14 protein-coding genes are annotated in these 18,037 nt (G+C 67.0%); 10 read left to right on the top strand and 4 right to left on the bottom strand.

The window, feature by feature from the left end; translation table 11 throughout:
- The first annotated feature begins 2 nt into the window (after positions 1 to 2).
- The 5 genes from ABD231_RS05645 (at position 3) to ABD231_RS05625 (ending at position 10,080) form a co-directional block, all read left to right on the top strand.
- The gene (locus tag ABD231_RS05645; protein WP_344146038.1) at positions 3 to 1,040 is read left to right on the top strand and encodes a substrate-binding domain-containing protein; all 1,038 of its coding nucleotides are present in this window, start codon (positions 3 to 5) and stop codon (positions 1,038 to 1,040) included.
- Between the two features lie 3 nt (positions 1,041 to 1,043).
- The gene (locus ABD231_RS05640) at positions 1,044 to 2,210 is read left to right on the top strand and encodes a Gfo/Idh/MocA family protein (protein WP_344146035.1); all 1,167 of its coding nucleotides are present in this window, start codon (positions 1,044 to 1,046) and stop codon (positions 2,208 to 2,210) included.
- On the top strand, positions 2,207 to 3,367 hold the full coding sequence (gene xylA, locus ABD231_RS05635; protein ID WP_344146032.1) for a xylose isomerase: 1,161 nt from the start codon (positions 2,207 to 2,209) through the stop codon (positions 3,365 to 3,367). Before ABD231_RS05640 ends, xylA begins: the two co-directional genes overlap by 4 nt.
- 93 nt (positions 3,368 to 3,460) lie before the next feature.
- Complete coding sequence (locus ABD231_RS05630; protein ID WP_344146029.1) at positions 3,461 to 8,842, top strand: ThuA domain-containing protein; 5,382 nt, start codon at positions 3,461 to 3,463, stop codon at positions 8,840 to 8,842.
- Positions 8,843 to 9,078: 236 nt separating this feature from the next.
- Complete coding sequence (locus tag ABD231_RS05625; protein WP_344146026.1) at positions 9,079 to 10,080, top strand: sugar phosphate isomerase/epimerase family protein; 1,002 nt, start codon at positions 9,079 to 9,081, stop codon at positions 10,078 to 10,080.
- Here ABD231_RS05625 and ABD231_RS05620 read toward each other — a convergent pair.
- Positions 10,077 to 11,156, bottom strand: coding sequence for an epoxide hydrolase family protein (locus ABD231_RS05620; protein ID WP_344146023.1), 1,080 nt, complete (start codon positions 11,154 to 11,156; stop codon positions 10,077 to 10,079). The genes ABD231_RS05625 and ABD231_RS05620 overlap by 4 nt on opposite strands.
- 61 nt (positions 11,157 to 11,217) lie before the next feature.
- Here ABD231_RS05620 and ABD231_RS05615 point away from each other — a divergent pair, with 61 nt between their 5' ends.
- Entirely contained in the window at positions 11,218 to 11,982 is a 765-nt protein-coding gene (locus ABD231_RS05615) for a YqjF family protein (RefSeq protein WP_344146020.1), read from the top strand.
- Here the strand turns inward: ABD231_RS05615 and ABD231_RS05610 are convergent.
- On the bottom strand, positions 11,948 to 12,718 hold the full coding sequence (locus tag ABD231_RS05610) for a hypothetical protein (RefSeq protein ID WP_344146017.1): 771 nt from the start codon (positions 12,716 to 12,718) through the stop codon (positions 11,948 to 11,950). The genes ABD231_RS05615 and ABD231_RS05610 overlap by 35 nt on opposite strands.
- Before the next feature lie 95 nt (positions 12,719 to 12,813).
- Between ABD231_RS05610 and ABD231_RS05605 the strand changes: the two genes are divergently transcribed.
- The 3 genes from ABD231_RS05605 (at position 12,814) to ABD231_RS05595 (ending at position 16,079) form a co-directional block, all read left to right on the top strand.
- Positions 12,814 to 13,305 (top strand): MarR family winged helix-turn-helix transcriptional regulator, encoded by a 492-nt coding sequence (locus tag ABD231_RS05605; protein ID WP_344146014.1) that lies wholly within the window; start codon positions 12,814 to 12,816, stop codon positions 13,303 to 13,305.
- A gap of 12 nt (positions 13,306 to 13,317) precedes the next feature.
- The gene (locus tag ABD231_RS05600; RefSeq protein ID WP_344146011.1) at positions 13,318 to 14,118 is read left to right on the top strand and encodes a GNAT family N-acetyltransferase; all 801 of its coding nucleotides are present in this window, start codon (positions 13,318 to 13,320) and stop codon (positions 14,116 to 14,118) included.
- Between the two features lie 101 nt (positions 14,119 to 14,219).
- On the top strand, positions 14,220 to 16,079 hold the full coding sequence (locus ABD231_RS05595; protein ID WP_344146009.1) for a S9 family peptidase: 1,860 nt from the start codon (positions 14,220 to 14,222) through the stop codon (positions 16,077 to 16,079).
- Positions 16,080 to 16,088: 9 nt separating this feature from the next.
- Here ABD231_RS05595 and ABD231_RS05590 read toward each other — a convergent pair whose 3' ends face one another.
- Both ABD231_RS05590 and ABD231_RS05585 read right to left on the bottom strand, forming a co-directional pair.
- Positions 16,089 to 16,562 carry a GNAT family N-acetyltransferase gene (locus ABD231_RS05590; RefSeq protein ID WP_344146006.1) on the bottom strand — a complete coding sequence of 158 codons (474 nt, stop codon included), beginning with the start codon at positions 16,560 to 16,562 and terminating at the stop codon, positions 16,089 to 16,091.
- Positions 16,563 to 16,663: 101 nt separating this feature from the next.
- Positions 16,664 to 17,461, bottom strand: a complete 798-nt coding sequence (locus ABD231_RS05585) for an SGNH/GDSL hydrolase family protein (protein WP_344146003.1) — start codon at positions 17,459 to 17,461, stop codon at positions 16,664 to 16,666.
- 133 nt (positions 17,462 to 17,594) lie between these two features.
- On the opposite strand from ABD231_RS05585, the gene ABD231_RS05580 reads away from it, so the two are divergent.
- Positions 17,595 to 18,035 carry a cupin domain-containing protein gene (locus ABD231_RS05580; RefSeq protein ID WP_344146000.1) on the top strand — a complete coding sequence of 147 codons (441 nt, stop codon included), beginning with the start codon at positions 17,595 to 17,597 and terminating at the stop codon, positions 18,033 to 18,035.
- Positions 18,036 to 18,037 lie beyond the last annotated feature (2 nt).

Genomic DNA, 18,037 nt, shown 5'->3' with positions numbered 1-18,037 from the left:
AGATGTCCCGTTCCGCCCGAACAATCGCCATTGCCGGACTCGGCGTCCTCGCCTTGGCGGCCTGTACCAGCAACACCCCGAAGGCCGAGACCGACAACAAGGCCGCGCCGCAGGGCGTGTCGGCCGGCAAGAACGACGAGCCCGGCAAGAAGGTCAAGATCGGCTTCTCCGCCCCCGCCGCCGACCACGGCTGGATGGGTGCGATCACCAAGGCCACCCAGGCCGAGGCGAAGAAGTACTCCGACGTCGAGCTACTCGTTGCCGAGGGCACCAACGACCCGAGTCAGCAGATCAGTCAGGTGGAGACCTTCATCAACCAGAAGGTCGACGCGATCGTGCTGCTGCCGTTCGACGGCGCGGCGCTGACCGCGGTCGCGACCAAGGCCATGGAGGCCGGGATCACGGTCGTGAACGTCGACCGCGAGTTCAACAACCCGGCCGCGGCCCGGACCACGGTTCTCGGCGACAACTACGGTATGGGAGTGTCGGCCGGCACCTACGTCTGCTCCCAGCTGAAGGACAAGAAGGACTCGATCGTCGCCGAGATCGCCGGGATCGACTCGCTGCCGTTGACGCAGGACCGCAGCAAGGGCTTCAAGGACGCGCTGACAGGCTGCGGGCTGAAGGTGAGCAACCGGGTCGCTGCCAAGTTCACCGTCGAGTCGGGAGAGGAGGCGGCCGCCAACCTGTTGCAGGCGGCCCCGAAGATCGATGCGATCTGGAACCACGACGACGACCAGGGTGTCGGCGTGATGGCCGCAATCAAGAACTCCAACCGCAAGGACTTCTTCCTGGTCGGCGGCGCCGGTTCGGCGAACGTGATGCGCGACATCAAGTCCGGTACGTCGCTGGTGAAGGCCACCGTCATCTACCCGTCGACGCAGGGTGCCGACGGCATCCGGCTGGCCCGGCTGCTGGTCCAGAAGAAGGCCCTCGGCGACCTGGTGGAGGTCGAGGTACCGCGCAAGGTCCAGCTGTACGCACCGGTCGTCACCAAGGACAACGTCGACCAGTACCTGCCCACCGCCTTCGAAAGCTGACAGATGTCTAACTTGGGTATCGGGTTGATCGGCTATGCGTTCATGGGCGCCGCCCACTCGCAGGCCTGGCGAAGTGCACCACGGTTCTTCGACCTGCCGATCAACCCCACGATGAACGTCCTGTGCGGCCGCAACGCCGACGCCGTACAGGCTGCTGCGACCAAACTCGGCTGGCAGCAGACCGAGACCGACTGGCGCAAGCTGCTCACCCGCGACGACGTACAGGTCATTGATGTCTGTACGCCGGGGGACAGCCACGCGGAGATTGCGATCGCGGCCCTGGAGGCCGGGAAGCACGTGTTGTGCGAGAAGCCGCTGGCCAACACGGTCGCCGAGGCCGAGGCGATGGCCGCGGCGGCTGCGAAGGCCGCCGCGCAGGGTGTCCGGTCGATGGTCGGGTTCACCTATCGCCGCGTCCCGGCGATCGCGCTCGCCCGCCAGTTCGTTGCCGAGGGCAAGCTCGGTACCATCCGGCACGTCCGCGCGCAGTACCTGCAGGACTGGATCGCCGACCCCGAGGCGCCGCTGTCGTGGCGCCTCGACAAGGAGAAGGCCGGTTCCGGTGCGCTCGGTGACATCGGCGCGCACATCATCGACCTGACGCAGTTCATCACCGGCGACGCGATCGCCGAGGTGAGCGGTCAGCTCGAGACCTTCGTCAAGGAGCGCCCGGTCGCCGCCTCGGAACACACCGGCTTGTCCGGTACGGCGGGGACCGAGCGCGGCCCCGTCACTGTCGACGATACCGCGGTGTTCCTGGCGAAGTTCGCCTCCGGAGCGCTCGGCGTCTTCGAGGCGACGAGGTTCGCGACCGGCCGGAAGAACGCGATCCGGATCGAGATCAACGGCAGTGCGGGCAGTCTTGCCTTCGACTTCGAGGACATGAACCTCCTGCACTACTACGACGCAGGAGAGGATGCGCGGACGGCCGGCTTCCGTCGCATCCTCGCCACCGAGGCCGCCCACCCGTACGTCGAAGCGTGGTGGCCGCCCGGTCACCTGCTCGGCTACGAGCACGGATTCACCCATCAAGTCGTCGATCTGGTCACTGCGATTGCCGAGGGCACCGATCCGGCGCCGTCGTTCGCGGACGGGCTGCAGGTCCAGCGCGTGCTGGCCGCGGTCGAGGCCAGTTCGGCGTCCCGACAATGGCAGGAGATTCCCTCATGAACGCATATACGCCCTCCCGAGCTGACAAGTTCTCGTTCGGTCTGTGGACCGTCGGCTGGGAAGGAGTCGACGTCTTCGGTACGGCGGTTCGTCCCGCGATGGACCCGGTCCACGCGGTGGAGAAGCTGGCCGAGCTCGGAGCCGCTGCTATATCGTTCCACGACGACGACCTGGTGCCCGACGACAGCACCCGGACGCAGACGCTGGAACGCTTCACCAAGGCCCTGGCCGACACCGGCATCGTGGTCGAGATGGCGACCACGAACCTGTTCGCGCACCCGGTCTTCAAGGACGGCGGCCTGACCGCCAACGACCGCCAGGTACGGCGGTACGCGCTCGCCAAGGTACTGCGCAACGTCGACCTGGCCGCCGAGCTGGGCGCGTCGACGTACGTGCTGTGGGGCGGTCGCGAAGGCGCCGAGTCCGGCGGCTCGAAGGACGTCCGCGCCGCACTGGACCGGTACAAGGAATCGATGGACATCCTGACCGCGTACGTCCGCGAGCAGGGCTACAACATCCGGTTCGCCCTCGAGCCGAAGCCGAACGAGCCGCGCGGTGACATCCTGCTGCCGTCGATCGGTCACGCGATTGCCTTCATCAACGATCTGGCGGACCCGGAACTGGTCGGGATTAACCCCGAGGTCGGGCACGAGCAGATGGCCGGCCTGAACTACGCGCACGGGATCGCCCAGGCGCTGTGGCACGGGAAGCTGTACCACATCGACCTCAACGGACAGCACGGTCCGCGGTTCGACCAGGACCTGCGGTTCGGGGCCGGGAATCTCCGTGAGGCGTTCTGGACCGTCGACGTACTGAATGGTTCGGAGGACCGGCCCGGCTACGACGGGTACGTGCACTTCGACTACAAGCCGCCGCGCACCGAGGACGAGGAAGGCGTCTGGGAGACCGCGCGGGGCTGTATGCGCAACTACCTGATCCTGCGGGAGAAGGTGGCCGCGTTCCGGGCCGACCCGGAGGTGACCGAGGCGCTGGCCGCGGCCCGCGTCGCGGAGTTGTCCGAACCCACCCTGGCCGAGGGTGAGTCACTGCCCGACCTCCGTTCCCAGACCTACGACCCGAACGCGCTGGCCGAGCGCGGACTCGGATTCGAGAAGCTGGACCAGCTGGCGATGGAGCACCTGCTCGGCGTTCGCTAGTCCCTTCGTAGCAAGGCAATACCACGTCCCGCGCCGGGCAGAGCACGGGAATAGCAGGAGCGCGCACCTTATCCGACCCATGAGGAGCTCCGCATGATCCAGCTACGCAGGCACGGCACGTATGTCTGTGCCCTCGTGCTCGCCCTGGTCGCGGCCTTGCTGGTCCCGTTACCTGCCCGGGCGCACCCCGGGCACGGCGATGAGACCTTCAACGCCCTGATCTTCAGTAAAACAACGGGATTCCGGCACGATTCGATCCCGGCCGGGATCCAGGCGGTCAAAGACCTGGCCGCCGGCAACAACTTCACGGTCACCGCGACCGAGGACGCCTCGATGTTCAACGACACCGAGCTGGCCAAGTACGAGGTCGTGATCTGGCTGTCCACGACCGGCGACGTACTGAACGCCGAGCAGCAGGCGTCGTTCGAGCGCTACATCCGCGGTGGTGGCGGCTACGCCGGTATTCACGCCGCGTCGGACACGGAGTACGACTGGCCGTGGTACGGCAAGCTCGTCGGTAGCTACTTCGACAGCCACCCGCCCGGTACGCCGACCGCGACCGTGAAGACCGAGGACCACGCGCACCCGTCGACCGCCGAGGCGCCGACCAGGTGGCAGCGTACGGACGAGTGGTACAACTACAAGACCAACCCGCGTGGAACCGTGCACGTGCTCGAGTCGCTGGACGAATCGACGTACACCGGCGGCAACATGGGCGTCGAGCACCCGATCACGTGGTGTCAGGACTACGACGGCGGTCGCGCCTGGTACACGGGCATGGGTCACACGATCGAGTCGTTCGCCGACGCGACGTTCCGCAAGGTCCTGCTGGGCGGTATCAAGACGGCCGCCGGTGTGCAGCCTGCCGACTGTGGTGCCTCGCTGAGCGACGGCTACCAGAAGGTCACGCTCGACGACAACACGTCGAACCCGATGGAACTGAGCATCGCCAAGGACGGCCGGGTCTTCTACATCGACCGCAACGGTGCGGTGAAGATCGTCAAGACCGATGGCACTGTGGTGACTGCGGGGACGCTGAGCGTCTATACGGGCCAGGAGTTCGGACTGCTCGGGATCGCGCTCGACCCGGCCTTCGACACCAACGGCTTCCTCTATCTGTACTACTCGCCGGCCGCGGCCGATCCGCATGACCGCGTCTCCCGGTTCAAGGTGACTGGTGACACTCTTGACCTGGCGAGCGAGAAGCAGGTACTTCGGGTCGACACGCAGCGCGATCAGTGTTGTCACGCTGGTGGTGCGCTGGAGTTCGATGGCAACGGCAACCTTTTCGTTGCCACCGGCGACAACCGCAACCCGTTCGACTCCGACGGCTACTCGCCGATCGACGAGCGTGCGGGTCGTGGGGCCTGGGATTCGCAGGGCAGCTCCGCGAACAGCAACGTGCTGAACGGCAAGATCCTGCGGATCCACCCTGAGGCGGATGGGTCGTACACGATCCCGGACGGCAACATGTTCGCGCCCGGTACGGCGAAGACGCGGCCGGAGATCTACGCGATGGGCTTCCGGAACCCGTTCCGGATCGGCATCGACCCCACTACCAACCACCTCTTCGTCGCCGACTACGGTCCGGACGCCGGCCAGGTGTCACCGACTCGTGGCCCGGATGGGCGGGTCGAATGGGATGTCCTCGACAAGCCCGGGTTCTACGGCTGGCCGTACTGCGTCGGCGCCAATACGCCGTACAACGATCACGACTTCGCGACCGGTACCTCGGGAGCGACCTTCAACTGCAACGCCCCGGTCAACAACTCGCCGAACAACACCGGCGTCACCCAGTTGCCGGCGGCAATCCCGGCCGCGCTGTGGATGGGCAAGTCGACCACGGGTGTTCCGGAAATCGGCGGCAGCGGCGCGCCGATGACAAGCGGTGCGTACAAGTTCGACGCTGCCAGTACGTCGGATCGCAAGTGGCCGGCGTACTTCGACGGCAAGGCCGTGTTCGCCGACTGGAACGACAGCCGGCTGTTCTCGGTCCAGCTGAACGACGAGCGGACCGGTGTCAGCGACGTGTCCCGGATGCTGCAGAAGCAGAGCTTCATCCGTCCGCACGCGTTGCAGTTCGGACCGGATGGCGCTCTCTACGTGATCGAGTGGGGGAGTGGCTTCGGCGGTAACAATGCCGACTCAGGTCTCTACCGAATCGACTATGTCCAAGGGAACCGGGCGCCGATCGCCCAGTTCTCGACCGACAAGACGTCCGGGCCGACTCCGCTCGTGGTCGCCTTCGACTCGACCGGGTCGCGCGACCCCGACGGGCAGCCGATCACGCTGGCGTGGGACTTCGACGGCAACGGTACGACGGACAGCACCGAGCCGAAGCCGTCGCACACCTACACGGCTCCGGGCGTGTTCACGGCGCGGTTGACCGTGACGGATTCGGACGGCCGGACGGCGGTCTCGAACCAGAGCATCACGGCCGGCAACACCGCACCGACGATCACCGTCGAGGCTCCGCCGGACGGCGGCTTCTTCGACTTCGGTGACACCGTTCGGTACAAGGTCACTGTTACCGACCCCGAGGACGGTACGGTCGACTGCAACGACGTCATCACCAAGCCGGCGCTCGGGCACGACGAGCACGCGCACGACTACGAGGAATACCGCGGTTGTGGGGCGGTCATCCCGGTCAACGGCGACCAAGGCCACGTCGGGGCGAACATCTTCGGCTTGATCAAGGTGAAGTACACCGACAAGGGCGCACCGGGGACCGGCCGGATCACCACCGAGAAGATCATTCAGCTGCACCCGAAGACCCGCGAAGCCGAGTACTACAACGAAACCGGCGGTCCGGGCGCGAGTGGCGGCGTACAGGCTGAAGACACCGGTGACACTGCCGGTGGCGGGAAGAACATCGGCTTCATCGAGGACGGCGACTGGTGGGGCTGGAAGACCATGAACCTGACCAACATCGGTCAGATTCAGCTCCGGGCGGCCTCACCCGATGCCGGTGCGACTGTGCAGGTTCGGCAGGGTTCGCCGACTGACGGCCCGATCGTCGCCACCATCCAGGTGACGCCGACCGGTGCCTGGCAGACGTACAGCAACTTCACCGCGCCGGTGAGCGGTGCGTCGCTGACGAGCGGTCCGTTGTACTTCGTGAAGACGACCGGGCAGCTCAACGTCAACTGGGTGAAGTTCATCGGCAAGGGCGTCACGGAGAACGAGCGCCCGGCGGTGACGATCCAGGCCTCGACCACACAGGGCAAGGCGCCGCTCAAGGTCGACTTCACGGCGGCCGCGACCGATCCGGAAGGCGATCTGCCGCTCGCCTACGCGTGGAGCTTCGGTGACGGTGGGACGGGGACCGGAGCCTCGGTCAGTCACACCTACACGACGGCCGGGACGCACACTGCGGTCGCGACCGTGACGGACTCCCGCGGTGGAGTCGGTACGGCGAAGGTCGTGGTGACGGTGGATTCGCCGGCGCTGCCGACCTGTCTGACCGGACGCTCCGACGGGTTCGACGGAACTGCGCTGAACACGAGCCGCTGGTCATCGGTTGTCCGCGGCAACCAGGAGATGTCGGTTGCCGATGGCACCTTGAAGTTGCCGCTGACCGCAACGGACATCTACGGCACGGGTAACACGGGGACTCCGAACCTCGTGCTGCAGCCGTTGCCGGCCGGTGGCTGGCAGGCGACCACGAAGCTGACCATGCCGACGCGATTGGCGTATCAGCAGGCCGGGTTGCTCCTGTACGGCGATGACGACAACTACGCCAAGATGGTGATCCAGGGCCGCTCGACCGGTGCGCCGTCGGCCAACGACCGGATCTTCCAGTTCATCCGCGAGGAGAACGGCGTACCGAACGAGGTCTCCGGATCGAACACGGCCAACCTGGGTGCGGCGTACCCGGACACCGTGTGGGTGCGGTTCACCTCCGACGGCGCGAACCTGAAGGCGTCGTACTCCGCCGATGGCGCGACGTTCACGGAGATGCCGGAGACCAAGCAGCTGGCCGGGATCTCGAACCCGCGGATCGGAGTGTTCGGGCTGGCGAACCGGGCCGAGGCGCTGCCGATCACGGCCGCGTTCGACTACTTCCAGCTGACGCCGGACGACACCGCCGAGCAGCCGGCACCGGATGACGAGTTCACCGGTACGACGCTCGACGCGTGCCGCTGGTCGGGAATCGTCCGGCCGGATCCCGCGGCGTACCGGGTCACCGGTGACGGGCTCGAGATCGACACCAGCAAGGGCGACATCTACCAGGGGACGGCGACGAACCCGCGCAACCTGATGCTGCAGCCCGCGCCGGACGGTGACTGGACGATCGAGACGAAGGTCGACGGCTCGTCCTTCAACGAGGCGTTCCAGCAGGCCGGTCTGATGGTCTACAAGGACGACGCGAACTACGTGAAGCTGGACTACCTGACCACGAACCCGTCGGGTTCACCGGTCGCGCGGGGTCTGGAGTTGCGGAGCGAGGTCGGCGATGTCCTGCAGCAGCCGCAGCCGAGTGCTGGGGCAACGCAAGGTGTCTGGTGGTTCCGGCTGGCCAAGAAGGGCTCGAACTTCACCGGCTCCTACAGCACGGACGGGCTGACCTGGACGGCTCTCCCGTCGGTGCCGAATACTGCGCTGGCGACCGGGGCGAAGTTCGGGGTCTATGCGTTCGGGGTGGACCAGACGGCTTCGAAGACGGCTCGGTTCGAGTACTTCAAGCTGGTTCGGGACACGACCGCGCCGACCGTGGCGCTGTCGCTGAACCCATCCACGCCGAGCGGTCAGGCTGGTTGGTGGATCGACGAGGTCACGGCAACCGCTCTCGGGACGGACGACCAAGGTGGTCAGACGTACCTGGAGCAGAAGGTTGGCGACGGCAACTGGTCGGAGTACACGGCTCCGGTGAAGTTCACCGCTGATGGCACCCACACCTTGCAGGTGCGGGCGTCCGACACCGCCGGCAACGTATCTGAGCCGTCGAGTGTGACGGTGAAGATCGACCGTACGGCGCCGACCGCGACGGTGAGTGGTCTCGCGTCCGGTGCTTCGCTCGGGGTCGCTTCGACGGCAACGGTCAGTGCCAAGGCTGCAGATGCTGGTTCCGGCCCGGCCGGAGTCACGCTGGAGATCGACGGCAAGCCCGTACCGGCCGGCGGGAAGCTTGACGGGGCTGTGCTCGGCCTCGGCGCTCACAAGCTGACCGCTGCCGCACTCGATGCTGCAGGCAACAAGTCGGTGACCACGGTGCCGTTCACCGTTGTCTCGTCGTACCCGGAGGCGGTGAAGCTCGTAGAGCGCTTCCGCGCCGCTGGGAAGATCACGGCCGGTTCGGCCACGGTGATGAAGGTGCAGCTCGGGCTGGCGGAACGCGCCGTCGAGCGCAAGCAGCCGCTGGTCGCCCGGATCGCCATCGACTTGTTCCTCAAGCAGGCCGCGACGGTCAAGGACGTGCCCACGCGCACGTTGCTGACCGCGGTCGGCCAGGACCTGAGGAGCAAGATCCGCTAACTGTCCCGCAACAGCGGGACCCCAAGACGTCTTCCGTCGGAGAGCGTTTCCGTCCCCGGGTGGTTCGGCCCCACCCGGGAACGGGGTAGAGCGCTCTCCGGCGGTCGGCGGGGGACCACCCGGTCCTCGTCCCCGGCGCCACCTCGCGCTCCGGTGTCGCCGGGGACACCATCCCTGCACAGAACGTCTGCACAGAATTTCGGCGCAGAATTCCGGCACAGAAACGAGGAGAGGACATGGCGCGACCGATCACCCTGTTCACCGGCCAGTGGGCCGACCTGCCGTTCGAGGAGGTGGCCCGGCTGGCCTCGTCGTGGGGTTACGAGGGCCTCGAGATCGCCTGCTGGGGCGACCACCTCGACGTACGGCGTGCGGCCGAGGACCCGGCGTACGTGCGGGACCGGCTGGACATCCTGGAGAAGCACAACCTCAAGGTCTGGACGATCTCGAACCACCTGCTCGGCCAGGCGATCTGCGACGATCCCATCGACCAGCGGCACCAGGCGATCCTGCCGGCCCACATCTGGGGCGACGGCTCGCCGGAGGGTGTCCGGCAGCGGGCCGCCGCCGAGATGGAGACGACCGCCCGCGCAGCCCGCGCACTGGGTGTCGACGTCGTGGTCGGCTTCACCGGATCGTCGATCTGGAAGACCGTCGCGATGTTCCCACCGGTCCCGCCGGCCATGATCGAGGCCGGCTACCGGGACTTCGCGGACCGCTGGAACCCGATCCTCGACGTCTTCGACGCCGAAGGCGTCCGCTTCGCCCACGAGGTGCACCCGTCGGAGATCGCCTACGACTACTGGACTACTTCCCTGGCTTTGGAGGCGGTCGGCCACCGCGAGGCCTTCGGGCTGAACTGGGACCCGTCGCACTTCGTCTGGCAGGACCTCGACCCGGTCGGCTTCCTCTGGGACTTCAAGGACCGCATCTACCACGTCGACTGCAAGGACGCGAAGCGCCAGGTAGGCAACGGCCGCAACGGCCGCATGGGCTCCCACCTGGCCTGGGGCGACCCCCGCCGCGGCTGGGACTTCGTCTCGACCGGCCACGGCGACGTACCGTGGGAAGCCTGCTTCCGGATGCTCAACACGATCGGCTACACCGGCCCGATCTCGGTCGAATGGGAAGACGCCGGCATGGACCGCCTGGTCGGCGCCGCCGAGGCCCTGCAGTTCGTCCGCACCCTTGCCTTCGACCCGCCCACCGCCTCCTTCGACGCGGCCTTCTCCTCCTAGCTCGCTCGTTGGTTCGTGAAGAAAGCCTGGAGGTCACCGGCGACCAGGTCGGGGACCTCCAGGGCGGCGAAGTGGCCGCCGCGGTCGAACTCTTGGTAGTGGACGACGTCGAACTCGCGTTCTGCGAGGCGGCGTACCGTGCAGTCGCCGGGGTAGACCGCGAGACCGGTCGGCGCCGGGCAGTACTTGATCTCGGCGCCCCAGTTCGCAGCGGCTTCGCGGTAGATGCGGCCGGACGAGCCCGCCGTACCGGTGAACCAGCTCAGGGTGACGGCGTCCAGGATCAGGTCGTTGCTGATGGCACCTACTCGGTGGCCGTAGTCGTCGTACCACTCGAGAAACCAGGCCAGCTGGCCGATGGGGGAGTCGTCGAGGGCGTATGCGAGCGTCTGTGGGCGGCTGCCTTGGATGGCGGCGTAGCCGGAGCGCTCGGACTCCCAGCGGTCGAGTCCGCTGAGGCGTTCCTGCTCGGCCTCGGTCAGTTCCTCGTCGTGCGGGAATGCGAGGTACCCGTCGAGGTGTAGGCCGAGCAGGCGGTCTGGCGCCTCGCGGGCGATGGCGGGGCCGATTCGCGCGCCCCAGTCGTAGCCGTGGACGCCGTACCGGTCGTAGCCGAGGTTCTCCATCAACGTCCGGCAGGCTTGGGCGATTCGCTCGACATTCCAGCCGGTGGTTGTGGTCGGTCCGGAGAGCCCGAAGCCGGGGAGGGTCGGCACCACGAAGGCGAAGTCGGCGGCAAGCTTTTGGATAACGTTGAGGAAGTCGGCGCCGGAACCTGGCCAGCCATGCAGCAGGAGCAGGACCGGCTTGCCCGGGTTGGGGTGGTGCAGGAAGTGCACGCGCTGACCGCCGATCTCGGTCGTGTAGTGCGGGACTTGGTTGAGCCGGTCCTCGAATCGTCGCCAGTCGTATTCGTCATGCCAGTACGACGTGAGCTCGCGCAGCCTCGTGAGTTCGACGCCGCAGGACCACTCGGCGCCGGCGAGTTGGTTCGGCCAGCGGGCTGAGTCCAGCCTGCGCCGCAATTCGTCCAGTTCGGCCTGCGGGATCTCGACCCGGAACGCGCTCTCTGTCATGTTCTCGACGCTAGTTGCGGTAGCGGCCAGTTGATGTCCGCTACCGGATACGCTCGGCGCCATGAGTGATTCTGTCGGCTGGCCGGTGGCGCCGGACTTACGGCGGCCGCGGATCCTGCGGCAGCAGTGGCTCGATCTCACCTTCCTGCACTGGGCGGTGGATCCTGGTGAGGTCGCGCGGTTCTTCCCGCCCGGTACGCGACCGGATGTCTTCGAGGGACGGACCTATGTCGGGCTGGTTCCGTTCCGGATGGTCGGTACCGGCCTCCCGTATGGGCCCGCTGTTCCTTACTTCGGTACGTTCCTCGAAACGAACATCCGGCTGTACTCGATCGACGATTCCGGCCGTCGTGGTGTCGTGTTCCTCAGCCTCGATGCGAACCGGCTCGCGGTGGTGTCGATCGCTCGCGCGGTCTTCGCCCTCCCGTACCGCTGGGCTCGGATGACCCACACGGCTTCGGGTTCGGGTTCGGGTTCTACGCATACCTACAGGTCGAGACTGCGCCGGCCCGGTGTCGCCGTGACCGCCCTGATCACGGTCGACACCGGGCCGGCAGTACCCACTGATCCGTTGGCCGATTTCCTCACGGCCCGCTGGGGTTTGCACGCCCGTCGAGCCGGCCGGACGTGGTACCTGCCGAACCATCACCCGGTCTGGGAGCTTCACTCCGCAACGGTCACCAAGCTGCACATGCCGGGTCTGTTCCCGTCGGTCGGCCTGCCCGAACCAGCGGGGCCTCCCGACCACGTGCTGTACAGCCCCGGCGTACCGGCGGAGTTCGGGCTGCCAGTCAAACCATCATTTCGGCGGTCTGCTGCTCGATGAACGGGATGCCGGCCTGGTGCGCCCACCTGTTCACCTCGGTGGCCAGTGCCCGCGATCCCGGGCCGTCGCCCTCGTCCTTCAGTAGGACGGAAAGCAACGTCTGCTGAGCGAGCGCTCCCAGCAAGTGCCCGATCTTCTGCCGCAACTCGGTCGACCGCTCCCAGAGCGCTCGCGCGAGCTTTAGGTCGCCGGCCGTGTGCGCGTGATCCCCGAGATGCCGGAGCGCCAGAGAGATCACGAGATCATCGAGAGCGCTCTCTCCTCGTTTCAGGGCTTCGGTGTAGTGCGTGAACGCGGCAGCTGAGTCGCTCAGCAGGTTGTCCGCGATCACTCCGGCATAGAACGCGGCCATCCCGGCCCGGCCGTCGTCGGGAGCGGTATCTCGCAGCGCAAGTGCCTCAGCGACCAGCGCGTCGCCGCGTTCTGTCGCGCCGGCGAACAACGCTGGGGCATAGTCCGAGCGCAGTTGCAGCAACGCGGCATCCCAACGAATCGTTGCATCCGGCAAGGCTTCGAGAGCGCGGCCGAGCGCCGCCAGAGAGCGCTCCCCGGTCTGCGTCTGCCGGGCGAAGTCCTCGTCCACCGACACCCCGGCCAGCGCCAGTGCGACCGCCCGGACCTCCGCTGGTTCCACCGGCTGTGTCGCTTCCAGGAGAGCGCGCGCGACTCCCCACTGACCCGCCAGCACCAGCTGTCCCGCCGCGGCCGCGACCGCCGATATTTCGACCTGCACCATGTGACGTCTCCTCACGATCCCGAACTGGTGCACCGAAAGTACTTCGACGTCGAAATGTTTGACAACTAAGCTTCAGTCGGTGAAAAATCAGACCGGTGAAGGAAGACTTCGTGGACTGGCACGTCGACCAGTGGGAACGCGAGATCCCCGGCTTCGATCGCCGGGTCGAGGGGATCGCGGTCCGGCTGCAGTCACTCGGCCAATACCTCGACCGCAGTCGCGACGCCGTACTGGCGAAGTACGAGATGCAGTGGTGGGAGTTCAAGACACTGCATCTGCTGCGCCGCAACGGTTCGCCGTACCAGGCAACCCCGGGTGAGCTCGCCAAACACCTCGCCATGTCACCCGCCGCGCTCACCAACCGCCTCGATGCTCTGGAGCGCCGCGGGTACGTCGAGCGGCACCACGACCGCGACGACCGCCGCAAGGTCCTCGCTCGCCTCACGCCCGCCGGCCTCGACATCTGGCAGCGCGGTATCGGCGACATCCAAGACGTCGAGCAATCCCTGGTGCGCGCTCTCCCTGAAGCTGACCAGGACCACCTCGAAGCCCTCCTTCGTGCTCTCCTCCAGGCCACCGAAGCGTGAAAGAGTCCTCCTGTGACTAACGATCAGAGGACCGACCAGGTCGCGCGGCTGCTGTCGGCGTACGACGATCAACTGCGCGGTGCCAGTGAGAGCGCCGACGTTCCGACGAGTACGGACGGGCCGGTGATCCGGGTCGAGTACCCGAACCGTGGGTTCGTGAGTTACCGCTCTCTCGAGGGTCTCGACGGTGCTGAGCTGGACGCGTTGATCGCACGGCAGCGCGAGTACTTCGCGGCCAAGGGATGGCCGGTCGAGTGGAAGTTGCGCGGGCACGACCTGCCGGCGGATCTGCCGGACCGTTTGCGCGCCGCCGGTTTCGAGCCGGAGGAACAGGAGACCGTTCTGATCGCCGAGAGCGCGGAGATCGTGGACCGTTTGCGCGGGCGCGACGTCGTCGATGGAGTGTCGATTCGGTTGGCCGGTGAGCGTGCCGACTTCGAGCGGATCGCGGCGATGGAGTCGACAGTCTGGAACGACGACTGGTCCTGGCTCGCTGAGGATCTGACGCGCCGGCACGCCACCGGCCAGACCGACATCTACGTCGCCGAGGCCGACGGCCAGGTCGTTTCGGCCGCGTGGGCTGTGTACAAGAAGGACACCGAGTTCACCGGTCTCTGGGGTGGCTCGACGCTGGCCGAGTGGCGAGGCAAGGGCATCTACAAGGCACTCGTCGCCGTTCGGGCCGCCCGAGCTGTTGCCCAGGGCTACAAATATCTCCACGTCGACGCCTCGGACGACAGCTCGCCGATCCTGCAGCGGCTGGGCTTTCTCCGGGTGACGACCACGACTCCCTACGTCCACACGCCGCAGTGACCCGGCCGCCGGAGGACCTGCCTCGTCAATTCGCGCGGACGCGACGTTTCACCGCCGGAGCCGTTACGGGTCTCGCGATCGATAGCACCGGTCGGTACGCGATGTTCAACCGCAGCGGCTCGCTCTGGGCGGTCGATGCTGCTCGCGGTCGCGAACAACGCCTCGGCCCGGCCGACAGCTACAGTACGGCGCTCGCCCGCGTCTGCCTGCGGACCGCGGAAGGAGTCTCGGTCACCAACCTCGACACCGGCGATCGGACCGACCTTCCAATCGGTGCCGTCGACGCCGCCCGGATCGACCCGACCGCGACGATGATCGCCTTCGCGCAGGGTGGAGCCCTCGAAATCGTCGGGGTCGACGGCAGCGAGCGCCGTACGCTCGCGAAGCCGGACGGCGAGGCGGTGAACTGGGGTGTTCCCGAGTTCGCCGCGTCACTGTCGATGGGCCGAGAGAGCGCTATCTGGTGGTCTCCGAGCGGAGATCAGTTGCTGGTCGCCCGCGTTGACGAGAGCCGGGTCGAGCTGCGCCACCTCGCCGATCCGACCCGGCCGGATGCTCTGCCGAAGAGAATCCGCTACCCCCGGGCCGGCACGGCCAACGCGGAGGTGACGCTCAGCCTGATCGCTTTGGACGGCGGCCGCGTGGAGGTCGAGTGGGACAACGTCGAGTTCGAGTACCTGGTGCAGGCCAGTTGGACGACGGAGAAGCCGCTGTTCGCGGTGCAGAGTCGCGATCAGCGCCGGGTCCTGCTGCTTGAGGCGGATCCGGCGACGGGGGAGACGACCGTCGTCCGCGAGGTCACCGATGAGCAGTGGGTCGACGTCCAGCCCGGTACGCCGACGCGCACCGCCGACGGCCAGTTGGTGTGGATCGAGCGCGACCTCAGTTGTGACACCAACCGGCTTGTCGTCGGCACGGACTTCGTCACGCCGCCGGGCCTCCAGGTCGCGGAGATCCGGTCTGTTTCCCAGGCGGGAATCGCTCTCTTGGCGCAGACCGAACCGACCGAGACGCAGCTCTACTGTTATGACGGTGACCTGCGCGCCCTCACCACGGAGCCAGGCGTCAACGACGGGTTCGTTGCCGACAGCACCTTACTGCTCGACTGCCGCACCATGAACGAACGCCGGATCATGATCAACGGCCGCCCCATCCAGTCCCGCCCGGAGCGACCGCACCTCGAACTCGACGTCGAGCTGATCAAGGCCGGCCCCGACGAGCTGCGCACCGCCGTCTTCCGGCCCTCCTGGCATCGCCCCGGCATGCCGAATCTCCCGGTTCTCCTGAACCCGTACGCCGGCCCCGGATTCCAGCTCGTGATGGCGCACCCAGCGCCGTACTATGCGGTCTCGCGGTGGTTCGCCGAACAAGGGTTCGTCGTGATCAGCGCCGACGGCCGAGGTACGCCGGGCCGCGGACCGGCATACGAGCGCGCTGTCCACGGCGACGTGAAGACCCCGGCGCTCGACGACCAGATTGCGGCCCTGCGCGGGGTCGCCGAGCGGTACGGCGATCTGGATCTGGAGCGAGTCGCGGTGCGCGGATGGAGCTACAGCGGCTTCTTGGCGGCCGCCGCGGTGATCCATCGGCCGGACGTGTTCCATGCCGGGATCGCCGGTGCGCCGGTCACTGATCAGCGCCAGTACGACAGCTACTGGAAAGAGCGCTTTCTCGGGCACCCGGACGAGGAGCCCGAGGCGTACCGCCGCGGATCGTTGCTGCCGTATGCAACGGAACTCACGCGGCCGTTGCTGATCGTCCAAGGTCTCGCGGACACCAACGTCTGGAGTTCGCATGCCCTGCGCCTGAGTGGAGCGCTGTCCGCGGCAGGCAAGCAGCACGAACTGATCGTCCTCCCCGGCGAAGGGCACAGCATCGCCGACGAGGACACGATCGCCAACCTGCTGTATCGCGAACTCGACTTCCTGCAGCGGTCTCTCAGGGTCCCGGTGCGTGACTGAGAGCGGGCGTCAGTCGAGACGGAGAATGGTTTCTTCGATCTCGGCCTGACGCGCATTGGCGTAGCCGATGTCGGTGCCGGTGATGACGAACCCGGCTCTCTGCAGCACCCTGAGCGAACCGGCGTTGTCACTGGCCGCGCGGGCGTGGATCGGCCGGACTGTGGTGCGCTCGAGGAGCAGGGCGAGTGCCTGTCCGGCGATACCTTGTCCCCACACGGACCGATTGATCCAGTAGGTGATCTCGGTGTCGCCCTCGATCTCGAAGCGGCCGACGGTGCCCACCAGTTGGCCGTCGCGGGTGACGGCGAGGAAGGTGAGCTCGGGATCGGATCTCAGTCGCGCGATGTGTGCGTCGAAGGCGTCGCGGTCGTTGGGGTCCCGAGCGGTGAAGGCCGCCATCCGGACGGACTCCGGATCCCGCATCTGCTCGAACAAGGCGTCGAGATCGCCGTCCTCGACGTCCCGCAATGCCACCACAGCCATGATCCATCCTCTCGCCGATCCTGCACCGCAACGTAACAACGGCCACCGACAGTTTCAGACGCCGACAGGTTGCGGCACGGACAGGTCGCGGTGACGGCCGCTCAGCCGCGGAGGTGGTTGACGATGAGGTCGGCGACGGCGCGCATGCCGGCGGCGTTCGGGTGGTACGGCACGAAGCCGCCGAGGATGCCGGGTGGGCGCAGGGTGAAGCCGGTCGTCCACGGCTCGGGGGAGCCAATGGCGTGCTCACGACTGGCCGCGGAGGCGGCGATCAGGTCCGCACCGGTGGCCGCCGCGGCCTTCGCGAACGCGGTGGCCAGCCCGTCGGCCGTCATCGCGACGCTCGGCAACTGCTCCTCGTTCAGCGGCACATCGAGCCGCGGACGAGTACTCGGGCCAACCAGCGTGAGGTAGTCGACGAGCAGGATGCGCGCCTTCGGGGAGCGCTCTCTGACGTTCTCGACCACGCTCGCCAGCGAGTCTGCGGCGGCCTGGTAGGCGGCATCGTCCTTGAGATAGCTGACCCGCGCCCGGATTCGGTTCGCGACCCGGCGGCCGAGAAGAGTCGCCGGCTTGGCCAGCGTGTTCAGCGCACTCCCGCGCAGGAACGTCCCGACGTACTCGAGATCGTTGCCTCCGGCAGTGATCGTGACGAGAGCGGTATCCGGGCCGACAGCCTCGAGTTGCGGTGGCGCATCGTCCTGGCGGGTGTCGAGCAGATGTGCGGTGGTCGCGCCGGAGTACGTCACATCGATGTGGTCGAGACCGAGCTCCGCCGCGACGAGGTGCGCGTAGTTGTGGCCCGAACGGCCTGCCGGTTTGTGCACGATCGGGTCGATTCCGGGACCCGCTGCGAACGAACTTCCGAGGGCGACGTACCGGCTGCCGGGTGGGATCACCGCCCAACCATAACCGCGACCTGGCAGCATGGCCCTCGCGCTGTGACTGACCAGAATGTGGATGGCGATGTCACACGGCAGACACCTCGCCGGTCTTCACCTGCGAAACCAAACACCCTGAAGGGAACCACTCATGCGCGCAGTTACTCGGGGAGCGCTCTCCGCGTTCTCGATCACCGGTCTGGCGGCGGCGACGCTGGTCGGCGTACCGGCCACCGCGAACGCGACCCCGCCGTCCGGCGTCACCGGCGAGATCCTGTGGCAGAAGACGGTCGGTGACACGGACATCGTCTACCGCAAGATCACCATCCAGCCGGGTGGGACGACCGGCTGGCACTTCCACGACGGCAACCTGATCGCCCGGGTGGCCGAAGGCACCCTCGACCACTTCGGCAGCGACTGCAAGTCCGACGGTCACTACAAGAAGGGTTCGGTCTTCCACGAACCCGACCACCAGACCCACATCGGGCGCAACCTGACCGACAAGCCGATCGTGCTGCTGGTCTACTACTTCAACCCGAAGGGCGCCCCGCTGTCCGAGGACGCGGCGAACCCGGGCTGTTCGTTCCAGTGAGA

Source organism: Kribbella yunnanensis (genome assembly GCF_039529655.1).
Taxonomy (GTDB): Bacteria; Actinomycetota; Actinomycetes; order Propionibacteriales; family Kribbellaceae; genus Kribbella; species Kribbella yunnanensis.
The sequence above is the reverse complement of the archived record's forward strand: the minus strand, read 5'-3'. Positions and strand labels throughout refer to the sequence as shown.

Coding starts and splice junctions, on each gene's coding strand:
- ABD231_RS05630 (WP_344146029.1), top strand. CDS start 3,461: ATGATCCAGCTACGCAGGCACGGCACGTATGTCTGTGCCCTCGTGCTC.
- ABD231_RS05620 (WP_344146023.1), bottom strand. CDS start 11,156: ATGACAGAGAGCGCGTTCCGGGTCGAGATCCCGCAGGCCGAACTGGAC.
- ABD231_RS05590 (WP_344146006.1), bottom strand. CDS start 16,562: ATGGCTGTGGTGGCATTGCGGGACGTCGAGGACGGCGATCTCGACGCC.
- ABD231_RS05615 (WP_344146020.1), top strand. CDS start 11,218: ATGAGTGATTCTGTCGGCTGGCCGGTGGCGCCGGACTTACGGCGGCCG.
- ABD231_RS05645 (WP_344146038.1), top strand. CDS start 3: ATGTCCCGTTCCGCCCGAACAATCGCCATTGCCGGACTCGGCGTCCTC.
- ABD231_RS05640 (WP_344146035.1), top strand. CDS start 1,044: ATGTCTAACTTGGGTATCGGGTTGATCGGCTATGCGTTCATGGGCGCC.
- xylA (WP_344146032.1), top strand. CDS start 2,207: ATGAACGCATATACGCCCTCCCGAGCTGACAAGTTCTCGTTCGGTCTG.
- ABD231_RS05610 (WP_344146017.1), bottom strand. CDS start 12,718: ATGGTGCAGGTCGAAATATCGGCGGTCGCGGCCGCGGCGGGACAGCTG.
- ABD231_RS05625 (WP_344146026.1), top strand. CDS start 9,079: ATGGCGCGACCGATCACCCTGTTCACCGGCCAGTGGGCCGACCTGCCG.
- ABD231_RS05580 (WP_344146000.1), top strand. CDS start 17,595: ATGCGCGCAGTTACTCGGGGAGCGCTCTCCGCGTTCTCGATCACCGGT.
- ABD231_RS05595 (WP_344146009.1), top strand. CDS start 14,220: ATGTTCAACCGCAGCGGCTCGCTCTGGGCGGTCGATGCTGCTCGCGGT.